This window comes from Nocardia sp. NPDC020380 (assembly GCF_044386975.1).
Lineage (GTDB): Bacteria > Actinomycetota > Actinomycetes > Mycobacteriales > Mycobacteriaceae > Nocardia.
This window is the reverse complement of the sequence record NZ_JBIRVQ010000014.1, coordinates 199,331-219,171: the sequence shown is the minus strand read 5'-3', so window position 1 is coordinate 219,171 and position 19,841 is coordinate 199,331. Positions and strand designations below refer to the sequence as shown.

At 69.2% G+C, this 19,841-nt stretch carries 2 protein-coding genes (1 of these 2 cut by a window edge); both read left to right on the top strand.

The window, feature by feature from the left end; all coding sequences use genetic code 11:
- Window positions 1-4,197, top strand: partial view of a type I polyketide synthase gene (locus tag ACH438_RS34605; RefSeq protein WP_397013074.1) — the 3' portion only. The gene continues 9,384 nt to the left of window position 1, outside the view; 4,197 of the gene's 13,581 nt are visible here — the last part of the coding sequence; the start codon falls outside the window, past its left edge; it ends in the stop codon at window positions 4,195-4,197.
- Window positions 4,194-19,841, top strand: a complete 15,648-nt coding sequence (locus ACH438_RS34600; protein ID WP_397013072.1) for an SDR family NAD(P)-dependent oxidoreductase — start codon at window positions 4,194-4,196, stop codon at window positions 19,839-19,841. The genes ACH438_RS34605 and ACH438_RS34600 overlap by 4 nt, the downstream gene beginning before the upstream one ends.

Sequence of the window (19,841 nt, the reverse complement as noted above, 5' to 3'; positions counted from 1 at the left end):
TGGTCCGCGGGCGCGGTGCGCCTGCTGACCGAGCCCGAGCCCTGGCAGCCGGGTCGCACGGTGCGCCGGGCCGGTGTGTCCTCGTTCGGCGTCAGCGGCACCAACGCCCATCTGATCCTCGAGGAAGCACCCGCCGCGCAGCCGGTCGTCTCACAGCCGGTCAACGGTCAGCCCCATCCCCTTGCGCCCTGGCTGGTCTCGGCCAAGAGCGAGACCGGTCTCCGCGCCCAGGCGGCCAAGTTGCACGAGTGGCTGGCCGACAATCCCGCAGCCGATCCGATGGACGTGGCGTACTCACTGGCCACGACGCGTACGCAGCACGAGTGGCGGGCAGCGGTACTCGGCACCGATCGCGGCGAACTGCTCGCCCAACTGACCAAGCTGGCCACCGGATCCGCCTCGGCCGGAGTCATTTCCGGCACGACGGGCTCCGGGAAGTCCGCCTTCCTGTTCACCGGCCAAGGCGCGCAGCGCGCGGGCATGGGCGCCGACCTCGCCGCGGCGTTCCCGGTCTTCGCCGCGGCCCTGGACGAGGTGTGCGCAGGATTCGATCCCTTGCTCGAATGTTCCCTGCAACAAGCCATGTTCACGGGGCAGCTCCTGGATCGAACCCGACTGACCCAGCCCGCCTTGTTCGCCTTCGAAGTGGCGCTGTATCGCCTGCTCGAATCGTTCGGACTCACCCCGGACCTGGTCATCGGGCATTCGGTCGGTGAACTGGCGGCGGCGTACGTCGCCGGTGTCTGGTCGCTGGAGGACGCCTGCCGGTTGGTCGCCGCGCGCGGCTTGCTGATGGATGCGCTCCCGGCGGGCGGCGCGATGCTCGCTGTCACCGCATCCGAAGACGAAATCGGTGCTGCGATAGCCGGATTCGGTGATCGGGTATCGCTGGCCGCAGTGAACGCGCCGGCAGCCGTGGTGATCTCCGGTGACGAGGACGTCATCGACGAGATCGATCGGCAGTTCACCGCACAGGGCCGCAAGGCGAATCGCCTGCGCGTCTCGCACGCCTTCCACTCGGCTCGCATGGAACCGATGCTGGCCGAGTTCGAGACCCACGCGGCAACGGTGACCTACAACGTCCCGCGAATTCCCTTGGTATCGAACATCTCCGGCAGAATCGCCGGAGACGAGATCCTGCACCCGGACTACTGGGCAGCGCAGGTACGTGCCGCGGTGCGCTTCGCACCGGGCATCGAAACCCTGGTTGCCTCGGGCGTGCGCAGGTTCCTCGAGGTCGGTCCCGACGCCGTGCTGGCCGCGCTGACTCGGCTCACCTTGCCCGCGGAGATCGAGGCCCGATCGCTGGTCGCCGCGGCGGCCCGCCGGGACCACGACGAGGTCGAGCAGTTCCTCACGCTGCTGGCCCAGGCGCACACCGCTGGGCTGTCGGTCGACTGGAATCCGCTCTTCACTACCCGCCCGCCGGCCCGAATCGCCCTGCCCACCTACGCCTTCGAGCACCGTCGCTACTGGCTGGAACCCAGCATCGAAGAGTCCCGCCACGCGGCCTCGGAGCATCCGATCCTCACCGATGTGGTCCGGGTGGCCGACCGCGACGAGTGGCTGTTCACCGGCCGCCTCTCGCTGCGCACCCACCCCTGGATCGCCGACCACGCCACCTACGGCGTCGTCCTCGTCCCGAGCGCCGCGCTCATGGACATGCTGCTGGTCGCGGGCCGCTGGATCGGTTGCAGCGCAGTGGAAGAACTCATCCTCGAAACACCGATCCTCCCGCCCGTGGACGGCGAGATCGAACTCCAGGTGCTGGTGCACGAACCCGATGCCACGGGCCGCCGCTCGTTCACCTTCCACTACCGCCTGGCAGGTGAGGCCGACGGCGGCTGGACCCGCAATGCCAGTGGCATGCTGAGCGGCCGCCAGCTGATCGACATCGGCCTGGTGGATATGCTCCGCACCGCGCCATGGCCGCCCGTCGATGCCGAACCCGTTGACACCGACTGGATTCCGGCCCAGATCGCCCGCGCCGCCGGGCTGGAATACGGCCCGTCCTTCCTGGGCATCACTGCCGCCTGGCGCAGCGGTGACACGGTCTTCTCCGAGGTCACCTTGAACCCCGACGTCCCGGCCGGACGGTTCCAGTTGCATCCGGGCCTGTTCGACCTGGTGATGCACGCCGGTATCGCCTGCCTGATCTGGCCGGAGCATCAGGGTGATCCCGCCGAGGGCAAGCTCATGTTCCGCTGGGGCGGCACGCAATTCCACACCACCGCCGCGGTCACGACCCTGCGGGTGATGGCCATCCAGCGCAGCCCCGAGTCGATCACCGTCGTGGCCGTCGATCCGGCCGGAACCCCGGTGGTGACCATCGACGAAGCGGTCATGCGCTCCTACGACGTCCAGCAGTTCCGTGCCACTTTGCCCGGTGGCCGGGCCGCACGATACGGAATGCGCTGGGCGACAGTCGAGACACCGGATCGCACGTCCGTCTCGACGGTCCAGGATTTCGAGATCTGGTCCGAAACAGCCGGACTGCCCGACAGTTCGCCGCAGACGGCAATCGATCGAGTACACGCCGCCCTGCAATCGGTGCGAGACCGGTTGGCCGACGAGCGATTCGCGCGCTCGCAGCTGGTCGTGCGGACCAACCGCGCGATCGCTCTGCCCGATGAGACACCCGACCCCGCAGCGGCCGCGATCTGGGGGCTGATCCGCAGCGCTCAGACCGAATACCCCGGCCGGATCATGCTGCTCGACGCAGACGAATCGGCTGGAGCACAGCCGATTGCGCCCGACATGATCCGCGCCGCGATCGCCACCGGAGAGCCACAGGTGGCATTGCGCGGCGACCGCATCCTGGTACCGCGACTGGAGGCGCTGACCTCGGCCGCGGCCGAGCCGGTCTCGTTCGGGACCGGAACCGTGCTCATCACCGGCGGCACCGGGGGACTGGGCGCATTGCTGGCCCGGCACTTGGTCACCCACCACGAGGTGCGGCGACTGCTGCTGGTGTCCCGCCGCGGCGAACAGGCCGCCGGCGCCACCGAACTCGCCGCGGAACTGACCGGAGTCGGCGCCGAGGTCCGCATCGCCGCCTGCGATGTCACCGACCGCGCCGCACTGCGCGAACTGCTGGACACCCTGCCCGCCGAATACCCGCTCACCGGTCTGGTCCACGCCGCGGGCGTGCTCGACGACGCCACCTTCCACGCACTCACCGCCGACCAGGTCGATCGCGTGTTCGCGCCCAAAGCCGAAGCGGCCCGGCACCTGCACGAGCTCACCCTGGACATGAACCTGTCGGCCTTCGTGCTGTTCTCGTCGATCGCCGGCATGATCGGCTCGGCCGGACAGGCGAATTACGCTGCCGCGAACAGCTTCCTGGACGCCCTCGCGCTGCAACGCCGAGCCGAGGGACTGCCCGCGCTGTCCCTGGCCTGGGGCCCGTGGCAGCAGGACATCGGCATGACCGGGGCACTGGATCGCACCGCCCTGGCCCGATTGGACCGGCTGGGTCTCGCCCCGCTGGACCGCGCCGACGGCCTGCGCCTGTTCGACGAAGCGCTGACCACGGCCGAACCGGTGACCGCACTCTTGCAGCTCGACACCGACAAACTGCGCCTCGAAGCCCACACCGGCCCGATCCCCGCGGTCCTGCACGGCTTCGTCCGCACCCGCGGCCGCTCGGCCCCCGCGCCGAGAGAGCAACAGTCCCTCGCGGTCCGGCTGGCGGGAGTGGCCGAGCCGAAACGCCGCGGGGTCGTCCTGGACCTGGTCCGGGAGACCGTGGCGGCGGTGCTGGGCTATGGGTCGACCGACGATATCGGGCCCGATCGCGGTTTCAGCCAGCTCGGTCTCGATTCCCTCGGCGGCGTCGAACTGCGCAACCGGCTGTCCAAGGCGGCCGGGCTGTCACTGCCCTCGACCCTGGTATTCGACTACCCCACCGCGGGCGACGTCGCCGACTACCTGCTGGACCACATCGTGGTGGCCGCACCCGCAACACCGGCGCCCGCCCCGGCGCCGGGTGACATCGCACAGCTCGAGGCCCTGCTCGAGCGCATCATCGCCACTGGCGGAGACAACGACGAGACCGTGGCCGGATTGCGGGGCGTCAATGAGCGCTTGCGCGCCCACCTGGCCGGCAAGTGGCCGGACGGTGCGTACGACGATCTCGAATTCCGTTCCGACAGCGAGCTTTTGGATTTGATCGACGAGGAGTTCGGCCCAGCATGACGAATCCCGGCACCAGCAATGAGGAACGACTGAGCCGGTACCTGCGGAAGCTCACCGGAGACCTGCGCGCCGCCAAGAAGCACATCCAGGACCTGGAAGACCGTGCGGGCGAACCGATCGCGATCGTCGGCATGAGCTGCCGCTTTCCCGGCGGCGTCGAAACCCCGGCACAGCTCTGGGAACTGGTCGCGGCCGACGGCGACGCCGTCGGCCCGCTGCCGGCCGACCGCGGCTGGGACCTCGCGCGTCTGTACGACGCCGACCCGGATACCCCGGGAACCATCTACACCCGCGAGGGCGGATTCCTCGATGCGGCAGGCGACTTCGACGCCGGATTCTTCGGAATCGGCCCGCGCGCGGCACTGGCCATGGATCCACAACAGCGCCTGTTCCTGGAAGCGGCCTGGGAGGCCCTGGAGGACGCGGGCATCGATCCGGTGACGTTGCGCGGCAGCGATACCGGCGTCTACGCCGGCGTGATTCACCAGGAGTACGGCCCCCGACTGGGTTCGCCGGGCCTGACCGCCGAAGCGGAAGGCAATGCCTACCTCGGTGTTTCGGCCAGCATCGTCTCCGGCCGGGTCGCCTACACCTTCGGTTTCAAGGGTCCGACGCTCTCGGTGGACACCGCGTGCTCGTCGTCGCTGGTCGCCCTGCACCTGGCCTGCCAGGCGCTGCGCCGCGGCGAGACATCGCTGGCCCTGGTCGGCGGCGTCACCGTCATGTCCGACCCCACACAGCTGCTGGCCTTCGCCCGCCAGCGCGGGCTGTCTCCGGATGCCCGCTGCAAAGCCTTCGCCGCGGCGGCGAACGGGACAGGTTTCTCCGACGGCCTCGGCATGCTCGCGGTCGAGCGGCTCTCGGATGCACGCCGCCACGGCCACGAGGTGCTCGCGGTCGTCCGCGGCAGCGCGATCAATCAGGACGGCGCCAGCAACCGGCTGACCGCCCCGAACGGTCCCTCGCAGGAGAAGGTGATCGCGCAGGCCCTGACCGATGCCGGTCTGACGCCCGCCGATGTCGACGCGGTCGAGGCGCACGGCACCGGCACCACCCTCGGCGACCCGATCGAGGCGCAGGCCCTGATCGCCGCCTACGGCCGTGAACGCACCGGAGATCCGCTGCGCATCGGTTCGCTGAAATCGAATATCGGCCACACCTCCGCCGCGGCGGGTGTCGGCGGCGTGATCAAGATGGTGCAGGCCATGCGCCACGAAATGCTGCCCGCCACACTGCATATCGATGCACCGACCCCGCACGTGGACTGGTCGGCGGGCACCGTGCGACTGCTCACCGCGGCGGAGCCGTGGCCGGCGGGGGAGCGGGTGCGCCGCGCGGGCGTGTCCTCGTTCGGCGCCAGCGGCACCAATGCCCATGTGATTCTGGAAGAAGCCCCCACACCGGGGGAGGAATCCGCCGAAACGACGGACGAGCCAACGGATCACGTCGCGCAGGCGGTGGCGTCCGGCGTCGCCGCCCCGTGGTTGATCTCGGCGAAAACCGAGGACGGCCTGCGGGCACAAGCGGCCAAACTGCGGCAGTGGGTGATCGAACGCCCGGACCTGAGCGTCGACGACATCGGCTACTCGCTGCTGACCACCCGCGCCCGGTTCGACTGGCGTGGTGCGGTGGTCGCTCCCGATCGCGACGCGCTGATCGCCGGACTTGCAGAACTCGCGGAACCCGGCCCGGCCAGCATCACCGGCGGTGTCCTTGCCGCCCAGGCGATGTCGCGCAAGACCGCCTTCCTGTGCACCGGGCAGGGCGCCCAGCAGGCCGGGATGGGACGTGAACTCTACGAAGCGTTCCCGGTCTTCGCCGCCGCACTGGACGAGGTGTGCCTGCAGTTCGACCCGCTCTTGGACACGCCGCTGAAGCAGGTGATGTTCACCGGCGCCGGTGTGCTGGATCGAACGGAGTTCACCCAGCCCGCCCTGTTCGCCTTCGAGGTCGCGCTGTACCGCCTCCTCGAATCGTTCGGCGTGACACCGGATTTCCTGCTCGGACACTCGATCGGTGAGCTGGCCGCCGCCTACCTCGCCGGGATCTGGTCGCTGCCGGACGCCTGCCGACTGGTCGCCGCACGCGGCCGCCTCATGGGACAGCTCCCCGAAGGCGGCGCCATGCTGGCCATCGCGGCGAGCGAACACGAGGTTCTCGAAGCACTCGCCGACCATGCGCACCGGGCATCCATTGCTGCGGTGAATTCCCCGGCCGCCGTGGTGATTTCCGGTGACGAGGAGGCCGTGGACGCGGTCGGCCGCTGGTTCACCGACCGCGGCCGGAAGACCTCACGCCTGCGCGTATCGCATGCGTTCCATTCCCACCGGATGGAACCCATGCTGGACGAGTTCGCAGCCGTCGCACGGGATATCACCTACCACCGCCCGCAGCTTCCCCTCGTATCGAATCTCAACGGCCGCATCGCCGGTGACGAAATCCTGGAACCCGGCTACTGGGTGCGCCAGGTGCGAGCGGGCGTGCAGTTCGCGCTAGGCGTGGACACCTTGCTGGCCTCGGGCGTGCGCCGATTCCTGGAAATCGGCCCGGATGCGGTGCTGACGGCCATGACCCGCCAATGCCTGTCCGAAAGCCTGGAATCGCAGTCCGCGGTGATCGCCGCCGCCCGGCGCGGGCACGCCGGAGTCGAGCAGTTCGTGCACGGCTTGGCGCACGCGCACACGGTCGGCATCGACGTCGACTGGCAGGTGTACTTCGCCGGTCGCCCGATTACGCGAGTCCCGCTGCCTACCTACGCCTTCCAGCGCCGCCGCTACTGGCTGACCACCTCGGCCGCCGCCGGCGTCGAATCCGTGGGGCTGGGCGCGGTGGACCATCCGCTGCTCGGCGCGGTGGTGTCGGTGCCCGAGTCCGGCGACATGTTGCTGACCGGCCGCCTGTCGCTGGCGACTCATCCCTGGCTGGCCGACCACGCGGTGGCGGGGTCGGTGCTGTTGCCGGGCACCGGGTTCGTGGAACTGGCCCTGCGCGCGGGTGCGGTGGCAGGCTGCCCGGCGATCGAGGAACTGACGCTGCAAGCGCCGCTGCTGCTGCCCGCGTCGGGCGGGGTGCAGATCCAGGTTGTCGTCGGTGGGCCCGGACCCGAGTTCGCATCGCGGCCGATATCGATCTACTCCCGTGACGAAGACGACCGCGACGACGAGTGGGTCCTGAATGCACGTGGCCTGCTGACCGCTCGAATCGCCACCGCCACAGCCGAATCGGAGGCATGGCCACCGGCCGGCACGACCGGGATCGATATCGAGACCGCGTACTCGACCCTGCTCGCGCGGGGTTACGACTACGGCCCGGCCTTCCAGGGCGTGCGGGCGTTGTGGCGCCGAGGCGACGAGGTATTCGCCGAGGTTGCCGCGGGCACGGATACCGGGGTCAGCGGCGAAGGCTTCGGTATTCACCCGGCCCTGCTGGACTCGGCCCTGCAATCGGGACTGCTGGCCACCGTGCTGGGAGACGTTGAAGGACGGCCGGATTCGCCGTTCTCGATGGCGGCCGGACAGGTCGTGTTGCCGTTCTCGTGGGAATCGGTGTCCTTGCACACTGCCGAAGCATCGGTGCTGCGCGTACACCTGACCCCCGCAGGATCGTCGGTGTCGCTCTCGGTGACCGATGAGCAAGGACAGCCCGTCCTGTCGGGGTCGGTGACGAGCCGTCCGATCCCGCAGGCACAACTCGCCGCGATTGCGGGCCGCGCGGCCGATCCCGTCCTCGAATTGGCCTGGTCACCAACGAAATCCGAGCCCGCACCGGCGGACGCGAATACCGCGGTCGTGCTCGAGGCCGGATCCGGCTGGCACGAAACCCCCGGCGACGTGGTGACCACTACCCACGCCGAGGTCGCACGCATTCTCGAAGAGTTGCAGACCTGGCCGTCTCAGGACCGCTTCGCCTCGAGCACTCTGCTGATCGCCACCCGCGGCGCGGTCGCGCTGCCGGGCGAAGACCTCACCGACCTCGCCGGTGCCGCTGTATGGGGCCTGGTGCGCTCCGCGCAGACGGAGGATCCGGGCCGAATCATCCTGGTGGACACCGATACCAGCATCGACGAGCACCTCGCGGCCACCGTGCTTGCCGTGGCCGAACCCCAGGTCATCGTGCGCGACGGTGTAATCCACACCGCTCGACTCACCCGGCCCGCGCCTGCGGCGTCTCCCGGTTCGAGTGACGAGCCCGCCTTCGGCACGGGCACGGTGCTGATCACCGGCGGCACGGGCGGTTTGGGTGCGGTGGTGGCCCGGCATATGGTGACCGCGCACGGCGTGCGATCGCTGCTGCTGGTGAGCCGCCGCGGCCCACAGGCCGACGGCGTCGCGGAACTCCGCGCCGAGCTCGAAGAAGCGGGCGCACACGTCCGGGTGGTGGCCGCCGATGTCGCCGATCCGGAGGCGGTGACCCGGCTACTCACCGAAGTACCTGCGCAATGGCCGTTGTCGGCCGTCATCCACGCCGCGGGCGTGCTGGACGACGGAATCATCGGCTCACTGACCCCGCAACGGATCGACGCGGTCCTGGCGCCGAAGGCCGACGCCGCCTGGTATCTGCACCGCGCGACCAGCGACCTGAATCTGACTGCGTTCGTGACGTTCTCCTCGGTGTCGGGCACCGTCGGCGGCCCCGGACAGGCCAACTACGCGGCCGCGAACACCTTCCTCGACGGGCTCATCGCACACCGGCGAGCCCACGGCCTGGCCGGTCAATCCCTGGCCTGGGGTCCGTGGGCCCGCTCCGGCGGTATGGCCGGACAGCTCGGCGAGGCCGACCTGGCCCGCTTGAGCCGCGGCGGCTTCACCGCCATGCCGGACACGCAGGCCCTCGCCGGCTGGGACGCGGTCCTCGGATCAGGCACGGGCTACGCGGTGATCACCGACGTGGACACCACCGCACTCCGCACCCAAGCCGAAACCGGACTGCTGCCACCGCTGCTCCGCGATTTGGCGCCCACGGTGGCGCGTCGTCCCGCGCCGACCTCGGCCGTGCGGTCGGGCCTTCAGCAACGGCTGGCCGGTCTGGATGCCGACCGGCGACCGCAGGCGGTCCTCGACACCGTGCGCAGCACCATCGCGTCCGTGCTCGGTGACGGCAATGCGGCCGCGATCGATCTCGATCGCACCTTCCAGGACCTGGGCTTCGATTCCCTGAGCGCGGTCGAGCTGCGCAATCGCCTCAAAACCCTGACCGGCCTGTCCCTCTCGGCCGCCGTGGTCTTCGACTACCCGACACCGCAGGCCCTGGCCACCTACCTGGCCGGCGAACTCACCGGCACCGGGCAGGACATCACGGTCACCGCCACCAAAGCCGGTGCGGACGAACCGATTGCGATCGTCGGCATGGCCTGCCGATACCCCGGCGGCGTCGCGTCCCCCGAGGATCTCTGGAATCTGGTCGTGGACGGAACGGACGCGACATCCGAGTTCCCCGTCAATCGCGGATGGGACACCGACCGGCTCTACGACCGCACCGGCGAGAAACCGCACACCACCTACACCCGTGAGGGCGGATTCCTGCACTCGGCAGGCGAATTCGATCCCGCGTTCTTCGGCATCAGCCCCAATGAGGCCGCGTCGATGGACCCGCAGCAGTTCCTGCTGCTGGAAACCTCGTGGGAGGCCCTGGAACGGGCCGGTGTCGATCCGGCGGTGCTGCGCGGCAGCGCGACCGGGGTCTTCACCGGCATGATGTACCACGACTATCCGGTGAACTCGAACGCGGGATCCATTGCCTCCGGCCGTGTTTCGTACGTCTTGGGCCTGGAAGGACCGTCGGTCACCGTGGACACGGCGTGTTCGTCGTCCTTGGTGGCCATGCATCTGGCGGCGCAGTCGCTGCGTTCGGGGGAGTGCGAGCTCGCGCTGGCCGGTGGCGTCGCGGTGATGGCCACCCCGGAGACCTTCGTGGAATTCAGCCGGCAGCGGGGCCTGTCCGCGGACGGCCGCTGTAAGTCCTTCTCCGACACCGCCGATGGCGTCGGCTGGTCCGAAGGCGCCGGAGTCGTCGTGCTGGAGCGGCTGTCCGACGCCCAGCGCAAAGGTCATCGGATTCTCGCGGTGGTGGCCGGTTCGGCGGTGAATCAGGATGGCGCGTCGAACGGTCTGACCGCGCCGAATGGTCCGTCGCAACGGCGGGTGATCCGCCAGGCGCTGGCCAACGCCGGCGTTTCGCCGGTCGAGGTCGACGTGGTCGAAGCCCATGGCACCGGCACAACTCTCGGCGATCCGATCGAGGCGCAAGCCCTGCTCGCCACCTACGGGCAGGACCGCGCCGCGGATCGTCCGCTGTGGCTGGGCTCGTTGAAGTCGAACATCGGCCACTCCCAGGCCGCGGCGGGTGTGGGTGGCGTGATCAAGATGGTCATGGCCATGCGCCACGGTGTGCTGCCGAGGACACTGCACGTGGATCGGCCCAGTACCAAGGTGGATTGGTCCGAGGGCCATGTCCGGTTGCTGACCGAGCCGGTGGCCTGGCCGGAGGCGGATCGTCCGCGGCGCGCGGGTGTGTCCTCGTTCGGTATCAGCGGCACCAACGCCCACCTGATCATCGAGCAGGCCCCCGCAACCGAACCCGCGTCCGAGCCGCTGCCGGTCGAGACCCTCCCCGCCGTGCTGCCGTGGGTGGTCTCGGCGCGGAGTGGCGAGGCTCTGGCGGGTCAGGCTGCTCGTCTGGCATCGCTCGTGAACGAACAGGATCCGATCGATGTCGGCTTCTCGCTGGCATCGACACGCAGTGTGTTCGAGCATCGGGCCGTCCTCGTGGCCGCGGACCGTGAAGCGCTGCTGGCAGGCGTGCACGCGTTGGGTTCGGGCGCATCGAATCCCGCAGTAGTGACCGGTCGTGCGGTTCCGGGTTCGACGGGCGTGGTGTTCTCCGGTCAGGGTGCGCAATGGGCCGGAATGGCCACCGAGCTGCGCGCGACGTATCCGGTGTTCGCCGAGTCCTTCGACGCGATCGTCGCCGAGCTGGAGCCGCTGCTGGGACAACCCGTTTCGCTGAGTGTGGCCCTGGCCGACGACGACCTGATCGATCAGACGGTCTTCGCGCAATCGGGCCTGTTCGCTTTCGAGGTGGCCTTGTACCGGCTGCTCGAATCCAGGGGCGTCCGTGCGGATGTGGTGACCGGTCATTCGATCGGTGAGGTAACCGCCGCGCATGTCGCCGGAGTGCTGTCCCTGCCGGACGCGTGTGTGCTGGTGGCAGCACGCGGCCGGTTGATGCAGGCATTGCCCGCCGGTGGAGCGATGGTGGCCGTCGGCGTCTCCGAAACCGATGTGCTGCCGCTGCTGACCGATGCCGGAGAGGTGTCGATCGCGGCGGTCAACGGCCCATCCTCGGTGGTGCTCTCGGGCATTGAGAGCGATGTGCTGGCCGTAGCCGGCCGTTGTGCCGAACAAGGCTGGCGCACACACCGTTTGCGGGTGTCGCACGCCTTCCACTCGGCACTGATGGAGCCGATGCTGGACGAATTCGCCACGGCCATCAAGAGTGTGACATTCAACCGCCCGAGCATCGCCTTGGTGTCCACCGTGACCGGTACCGAGATCGCCGACGAGATGTCGGATCCGTCGTACTGGGTGGGCCAGGTCCGGGACACGGTGCGATTCGCCGATGCGGTCACCGCCATGGCAGGCCTGGGCGTATCCAGATTCGCCGAGGTCGGACCCGACGCGGTCCTGACGCCGATGGTCGCCCAGACCCTCGACGCCACCACCGCGATCGCCCTGACCAGACGCGACCACACCGATGCCGCGACCGTATCGCGCGCGGTCGCCGCCCTGTTCGTCTCCGGCGCGGAGGTGGACTGGACCGGTCTCTACACCGGCACCGGAGCGCAGCGAATCGACCTGCCCACCTACGCCTTCCAGCACGACCGCTTCTGGCTCGACGCCAGGCAGATGCTCGCGCAGTCATGGCTCGGCGCCGAACTGGGCGGAGTCACCTCCGTCGGCCTCGACGCGGTCGATCACCCGCTACTGGGCGCCGTTGTGCAGCACCCGGATTCGGGCGCTGTGACCTTCACCGGCCGCTGGTCCCTGGATTCCGTCGAATGGCTGGCGGACCACAGCGTGCTCGGCACGGTCCTGCTGCCGGGCACCGGATTCGTCGAGCTCGCCGCCCATGTCGGCGGCCTGCTGGGTTGCGATGTCGTCGATGAACTGGTGCTGCACACCCCGCTGACCTTGTCGGCGGCGGACAGTGTCGCGGTCCAGGTCGTGGTGGCCGCGGCCGACGACGCCGGTCGCCGGCGCGTGAGCGTGCATTCCCGCCAAACAGCCGAGAGCCCATGGGTTCTCCACGCCGAAGGTCTGCTGGCACCGGGCGATACGGTCGCCGACTTCGATCTGACCGCGTGGCCGCCGCCGGATGCGCAGCCCCTGCCCGTCGACGGTGTCTATGACGAGTTGCTCGATATCGGCTACGGGTACGGCCCGTACTTCCAGGGCCTGCAGGCGGCATGGCAGCGCGGCGACGAATTGTTCGCCGAGGTCGCCTTGCCGGATCCTCGAGCAGCCGAGGGTTTCGGAATCCACCCGGCGCTGTTCGACGCCGCACTGCACGCCGGAATAGTCCACGGCCGCAACGGCGATGCCGCTGCCGTGCTGCCCTTCACCTGGAACCGGGTGGTCCTGCACGCGTCCGGTGCGGCCGCGGTGCGGGTGCGCATCGAACGCCGAGACGACCGATTCGCCGTGCAGCTCGCCGATGAACAGGGTCAACCCATGTTGTCGGTGGGGGCCTTGGTTTCTCGGCCGGTCTCGGCCGAGCGCCTCGGCGCCGATCGGGTGCCGGACGCCCTCTTCAGCGTGGAATGGGTTGCGGTCACACCGTCGCCGCAGCCGGACTCGGTCGCTCCGGAGATCGTGGTGTTCGAGTGCCCTCACTCCGACGACGCACCGCCGCAGGCCGCACGGCAGGCCCTGGGCAGCGTCCTCGACGCCGTCAAGGACTGGCTGGCCGGCAGTCGCACCGACGGCTCCCGTCTGGTCGTGGTCACCAGAAACGCAGTGTCCGTTACCGATTCCGAATCGATAGACCTCGGACAGGCTCCGGTATGGGGATTGCTACGCGCCGCACAGGCGGAAAACCCGGGAAGCTTCCAGCTCCTCGATATCGACGAGCACGCTGATCCTTCCACTGTGGCCGCCGTGGCGGCCGCCGCCGGATCGGAGCCGGAAGTCGCGCTGCGCGGCACGAGCGTGCTGGTCCCGCGTCTGACCAGGCACGCACCCGGCACCATCGTCCGACTGTCCGAGCCGGGCACTGTGCTGGTCACCGGCGGCACCGGTGGTCTGGGTGCGGTCTTCGCCCGGCACCTGGTCTCCGAACACGGTGTGCGCCATCTGATTCTGACCTCCCGGCGCGGCCTGGCCGCCCCCGGTGCGGCCGAGCTGCGAGACGAGCTGGTCGAGCTCGGCGCGCAGGTGACCATCGCCGCGTGCGATGTCTCGGATCGATCCGCGCTCGAGGGGCTACTGGCCATCATCCCACCCGAGCAGCCACTGGCCGGTGTGGTGCATGCGGCCGGAACCGCCGATAACGGCCTGACCGAATCGATCACACCGGATCGCATCGATCAGGTGTTGCGGCCCAAAGCCGATGCCGCCTGGCATCTGCACGAGCTCACCCGTGAACTCTCGTTGTCGATGTTCGTGCTGGTCTCATCAGCGGGCGGCCTGGTACTGGCCGCAGGTCAGGCGAACTATGCCGCCGCGAATGTCTTCCTGGATGCGCTCGCGATTCACCGCCGCGGCCTCGGATTGCCCGCGACATCAGTGGATTACGGCCTGTGGCAGCGCTCGAGCGGCCTCGGCACCGAGCTGTCCGAGGACGATTTCGACCGCATGCGCAGACAGGGCTTCCCTCCGCTGTCCGAGCCCGATGGCCTAGCTCTCTTCGACGCCGCCATATCGACCGATACCGCCCAGCTGGTAGCACTGCGAGTCGACAAGGCCGTATTGCGAACTAGGGGAGAGCAACTGCCCGCTCTCGTCCGCGCTCTCGTCCCGGCCCCGATCGCCCGCCGAACCAAGACAGCGGCAGGTCAGGCTTTCCTGCAGACACTGGCCGGCCGCACCGAGGCCGATCGCAAGCAGGCCGTGCTCGACCTCGTCCGATCGACGGCCGCCCAGATCCTCGGACACGCCTCACTGGAAGCCGTCGAACCCCAGCAGGCCTTCCAGCAACTCGGATTCGACTCGCTGAGCGCCGTCGAGTTCCGCAACAAGCTGAACGCCGCGACCGGCCTGCAGCTGCCGGCCACACTCGTCTTCGACTACCCCACCGCGCAGATCGTCGCCGAGTTCATCGACTCCGAACTCACCGGCACCGCCGCCGTCGAAAAGCTGGCGGTCAGCCGGGTCCGAACCGGCGACGAGCCCATCGCGGTGGTGGCCATGAGCTGCCGCTACCCCGGCGGCGTCGCCTCGCCCGAAGACCTGTGGAACCTCGTCACCGCGGGCATCGATACCACCGGCGACATGCCGCTGGATCGTGGCTGGGACATCGAGGGCATCTACGATCCCGAGCCGGGCAAGGCCGGTAAGACCTACACCCGCCAGGGCGGATTCCTCTACTCCGCAGCCGAATTCGACGCCGACTTCTTCGGGATCAGCCCGAACGAGGCCACGGTGATGGATCCGCAGCAGCGCTTGCTGCTGGAGGTGTCGTGGGAGGCCTTGGAACGCGCGGGCGTGCATCCCGCCGTCCTGCGCGGCAGTTCGACCGGCGTCTTCACCGGCGTGATGTATCACGACTACGCGCAGGCGACCGGCACCGGCAATGGCTCGGCGGGCAGCCTGGTCTCCGGCCGCGTGTCCTATGTGTTCGGCCTGGAAGGGCCCGCGGTCACGGTGGATACGGCCTGCTCCTCCTCGCTGGTGGCGCTGCATCTGGCCGCGCAGTCGCTGCGCTCGGGTGAATGCGATCTCGCGCTGGCCGGTGGCGTCGCCGTCATGGCGACCCCGGACATGTTCCTCGAGTTCGGCCGCCAGCGCGGCTTGTCACCGGATGGCCGGTGCCGGTCGTTCGCGGACAGCGCCGATGGTGTCGGCTGGTCCGAAGGCGCGGGCGTGCTTGTGCTGGAACGACTCTCCGACGCTCAGCGCAACGGTCACGAGGTACTTGCGGTGCTTGCCGGTTCGGCGGTGAACCAGGATGGCGCATCGAATGGCCTGACCGCGCCGAATGGTCCGGCGCAGCGGCGAGTGATCCGCCAGGCGCTGGCCAATGCCGGGGTCTCGCCGGTCGAGGTCGATGCCGTGGAGGCTCACGGCACGGGTACCACGCTGGGTGATCCGATCGAAGCCCAAGCGCTGCTTGCCACTTACGGTCAGGACCGGGCTGCGGACCGTCCGTTGTGGCTGGGGTCGTTGAAGTCCAATATCGGTCACGCGCAGGCGGCGGCCGGTGTGGGCGGTGTGATCAAGATGGTGATGGCCATGCGGCACGGCGTCTTGCCGAAGACGCTGCACGTGGATCAGCCCAGCACCAAGGTTGACTGGTCCGAAGGTCACGTGCGGTTGCTGACCGAGCCGGTGGCCTGGCCCGAGGCGGATCGTCCCCGGCGTGCGGGCGTGTCGTCGTTCGGCATCAGCGGCACGAATGCCCACGTCATCGTGGAGCAAGCCCCGGTGACCGCGCCCGTGGCGCAGAAAGCTCCGGCGGATTCGGTGCCGGCCGTCGTGCCGTGGATGCTCTCGGCACGCAGCAGCGAGGCTCTCACCGATCAAGCCGCACGCTTGATATCGCATGTGGGCGAGCAGGATCCGATCGATATCGGCTTTTCGCTGGCATCGACACGGAGCGTGTTCGAGCATCGGGCCGTCGTCGTGGCCGAGGACCGGGATGCGCTGCTTGCAGGCGCGCGGTCCTTGGTCGCCGGTGTGCCAACGCCCGGTGTGGTGACCGGCCGTGTGACGCTGGGTTCGACGGGTGTGGTGTTCTCCGGTCAGGGCGCGCAGTGGGCCGGCATGGCCGCCGAGCTGCGCGGTGCCTATCCGGTGTTCGCGAAGCACTTCGACGGGATCGTCGCCGAGCTGGATACGCTGCTGGAACAACCTGTTTCGCTGGAAGCCGCGCTGGCCTCCGCAGACCTGGTCGACCAGACGGTGTTCGCGCAAGCGGGCCTGTTCGCGTTCGAGGTGGCCTTGTTCCGCTTGCTCGAATCCTGGGGCATGCGTGCGGATGTCGTGGCCGGTCACTCCATCGGCGAGGTCGCTGCCGCGTACATCGCCGGAGTGATGTCACTGTCGGATGCGTGCGTCCTGGTCGCGGCCCGCGGCCGATTGATGCAGGCCCTGCCCGCCGGCGGTGCGATGGTCGCCGTCGGCGTATCGGAAGCCGACGCCCTGCCACTGCTGGCCGATGGGGTCTCGATCGCGGCGGTCAACGGTCCGTCCTCGGTGGTGCTCTCCGGGATCGAAGCCGATGTCGCGGCTGCCGTCGACAGCTGCACCGAACAGGGTTGGCGCACCCGCAGATTGCGGGTATCGCACGCCTTCCACTCGGCATCGATGGATCCGATGCTCGACGAATTCGCCATGGCCATAGCCGATGTGGCCTTCACCCGCCCGAACATCCCACTGGTGTCCACGGTGACCGGCACCCGCATCGGCGACGAGATGTCGGACCCGTCCTATTGGGTGGGTCAGGTCCGTGAGACCGTCCGCTTCGCCGATGCGGTCACCGCCATGGCGGGCCTGGGCGTATCGAGGTTCGCCGAAGTCGGTCCCGATGCGGTGCTGACGCCGATGGTCGCCCAGACCCTCGACGACGCAACGGTTCCGGTGGTGGCGCTGGCCCGTCGAGACCACGCCGATGCGTCGGCCGTGCTGACCGGGGTCGCCGGGTTGTTCGTCTCCGGAGCGGACGTCGACTGGACCGCTACGTACGCCGACACCGGCGCTGACCGAATCGACCTGCCCACCTACGCTTTCCAGCGGCGGCGCTACTGGATGCTCGAAGGATTCGCGGGTGGCGATGCCCGATCGATGGGTCTGGCGACCACCGGACATCCGCTGATCTCGGCAATGGTGTCCCAGCCGGACTCCGGCGCGGTGATCCTGACCGGTCGCCTGTCGGTGCAGACCGACCCGTGGCTGGCCGATCACCGGGTGATGGGCGCCGTGCTCTTCCCCGGTACCGGCCTGGTCGAACTCGCCCTGCATGCCGGGGAACGGGTGGGCTGCTCGAGCCTGGAGGACTTGGTCCTGCAGACTCCGCTGATCCTGCCGGAGTCCGGTGGCAATGCGGTACGTGTGGTGGTCGGGGCCGAAGACGAGGCAGGTCGTCGCGCGGTACGGATCTTCTCCTGCCCGGACGGTGCGGTCGACTCCGCACCGACCTGGACGCTGAATGCCGAAGGCGCACTGACCCCGGACGCGGTGGCGGCCGCTACCAACCTGTTCGCGTGGCCTCCGGCCGGTGCGCAGCCACTGGATATCAACGGTGTCTACGACGAACTGCTCGATGCCGGTTACGGATACGGACCGGTCTTCCAGGGTCTGCAGGCGGCCTGGCAGCGCGGTGCGGAGGTGTTCGCCGAAGTCGCCCTGCCCGATACGCAAGCAGCCGACGGCTTCGGACTGCATCCGGCATTGCTCGATGCCGCACTGCACGCCCTGCGCGTGGCCGGTCACCTGCCCTCGGAGGGAACCGGACTCGCCCTGCCGTTCGAATGGTCCGGCGTCACCGTGCACGCGGCCGGAGCAGGTTCGCTCCGGGTCCGCCTGACCCGCACCGGCGAGCACGCGGTGGCGGTCGACCTCGCCGACTCGACCGGCGCCGCGGTGGCCACCGTGCGCCGTCTGGCATCGCGGCCGATCGATCCCGCACAGCTCACGGCAGCCACCTCCACCGTCGGCAATGCGCTGTTCCAGGTCGATTGGACACCGATCGCGGTATCCGGGCCCGATATCGGCTCGGTCGCCTGGGCGGATCTCGGCCCCGAGGTCCCGCCCGCCGTGGTCCTGGAGTGCCCGGCCGGGAACGTGCCCGCCGCCATCCGCTCCGCGACTCACATTGTGCTGCACGTGCTTCAGACCTGGATCGCCGATCCGCGGTATGCCGAATCGGTGCTCGTGGTCCGGACGAGCGGCGCGGTTTCCATTGCGGGGGAGGACATTACGAATCTGGCCGGTGCCGCGGTGGCGGGACTGGTGCGCTCAGCTCAGGCAGAGAGCCCCGGCCGGATTGTCTTGATTGACACCGATTCCGAGCTCGGCGGCCTGCTCGGCGGCATAGTGGCTTCCGGCGAACCACAAGTGGCCGTGCGCAGTCGGCAAGTGCATGCCGCACGACTGGTCCGCGCGACCCCCACACCGGCTCCGAGTATCGCGTTCGGTCCCGAGGAAACCGTCCTGATCACCGGTGCCAGTGGCTTCCTCGCCGGGCTGTTCGCCCGGCATCTGGCCGACGCCAACGGCGTCCGCCACTTCCTGCTGGCGAGCCGGCGCGGCGAGCAAGCCCCGGGCGCGCCCGAGCTGCGCGCGGAACTGCAGCGGCTCGGGGCCGAAACCGAGTTCGTCGCTTGCGATGTCACCGACCGCGGCGCACTCGCCGAGGTGCTGGCCGCTATCCCGGCGAGCCGCCCACTCACTGGCGTATTCCATACGGCCGGTGTGCTCGACGATGGCGCCATGGCCTCCCTGACCGCGGATCGCATGGACGAGGTACTCCGACCCAAGGTCGATGCCGCCCTGCACCTGCACGAACTGACCGCCGATCTTCCCCTGCGGGCATTCGTGCTGTTCAGCTCGGCGGCAGGCGTTTTCGGCGGTCGCGGTCAGGGCAACTACGCCGCGGCCAATGCCTGCCTGGACGCGCTCGCGGCGCATCGCCGGGCATCCGGGCGCAGTGGGCAGTCGCTGGCGTGGGGGCTGTGGAGCGCCGAGGGCGGCATGGGCGCGGAGCTCAGTGAGGCCGATCGGCAGCGCATGTCGCGTTCGGGCATGCTGCCGCTCTCGGCGGACCAGGGCCTCGCGCTGTTCGCGGCCGCCACTGGAATCGATACGGCGGCTCCCGTTCTCGCCCACCTCGATCTGGTGACCCTCCGCGGCGCGGAGTTCGCCACGGCTCTCGTCTCCGGCCTGGTTCCCGCGCGTCGCGCCACCGCCTCGGGCGCACCCTCGGCGCTGCGTGCCCGGCTGGCGGCCACCCCCGCCGACGACCGCCTCGATGTACTCGTCGACCTGGTCCGCGGCCGGGTCGCGGCCGTGCTCGGCCATCGGAATGCGAATGCGATTGCGGCGCAGAAGGCCTTCAGCGATCTGGGCTTCGATTCGATTACCGCGATCGAATTCCGCAATGCGCTCGGGTCGGCGACGGGTCTGCGTCTGCCCGCGACGCTGGTGTTCGATTACCCGTCACCGCAAGCGCTGGCCGAATACCTGGCCGCCGAATTCGCCGGCGATCACGACCCCGGCCGGTCGACCTCGGACCAGGATATCCGTCTCGCCCTCGAATCGATTCCCGTGGCGCGACTGCGCGATGCGGGCCTGCTCGATGTCCTCCTGAAACTCGCGCACGGGCCGGAAAACCCCGGCGAGCTCGAGCCGGACATACCGCAGGAATCGATCGACGAGCTCGATATCGACGACCTCATCGACCGCGCGTACAACAACTCATCAGAGGACTGA

Coding starts and splice junctions, on each gene's coding strand:
- ACH438_RS34600 (WP_397013072.1), top strand. CDS start 4,194: ATGACGAATCCCGGCACCAGCAATGAGGAACGACTGAGCCGGTACCTG.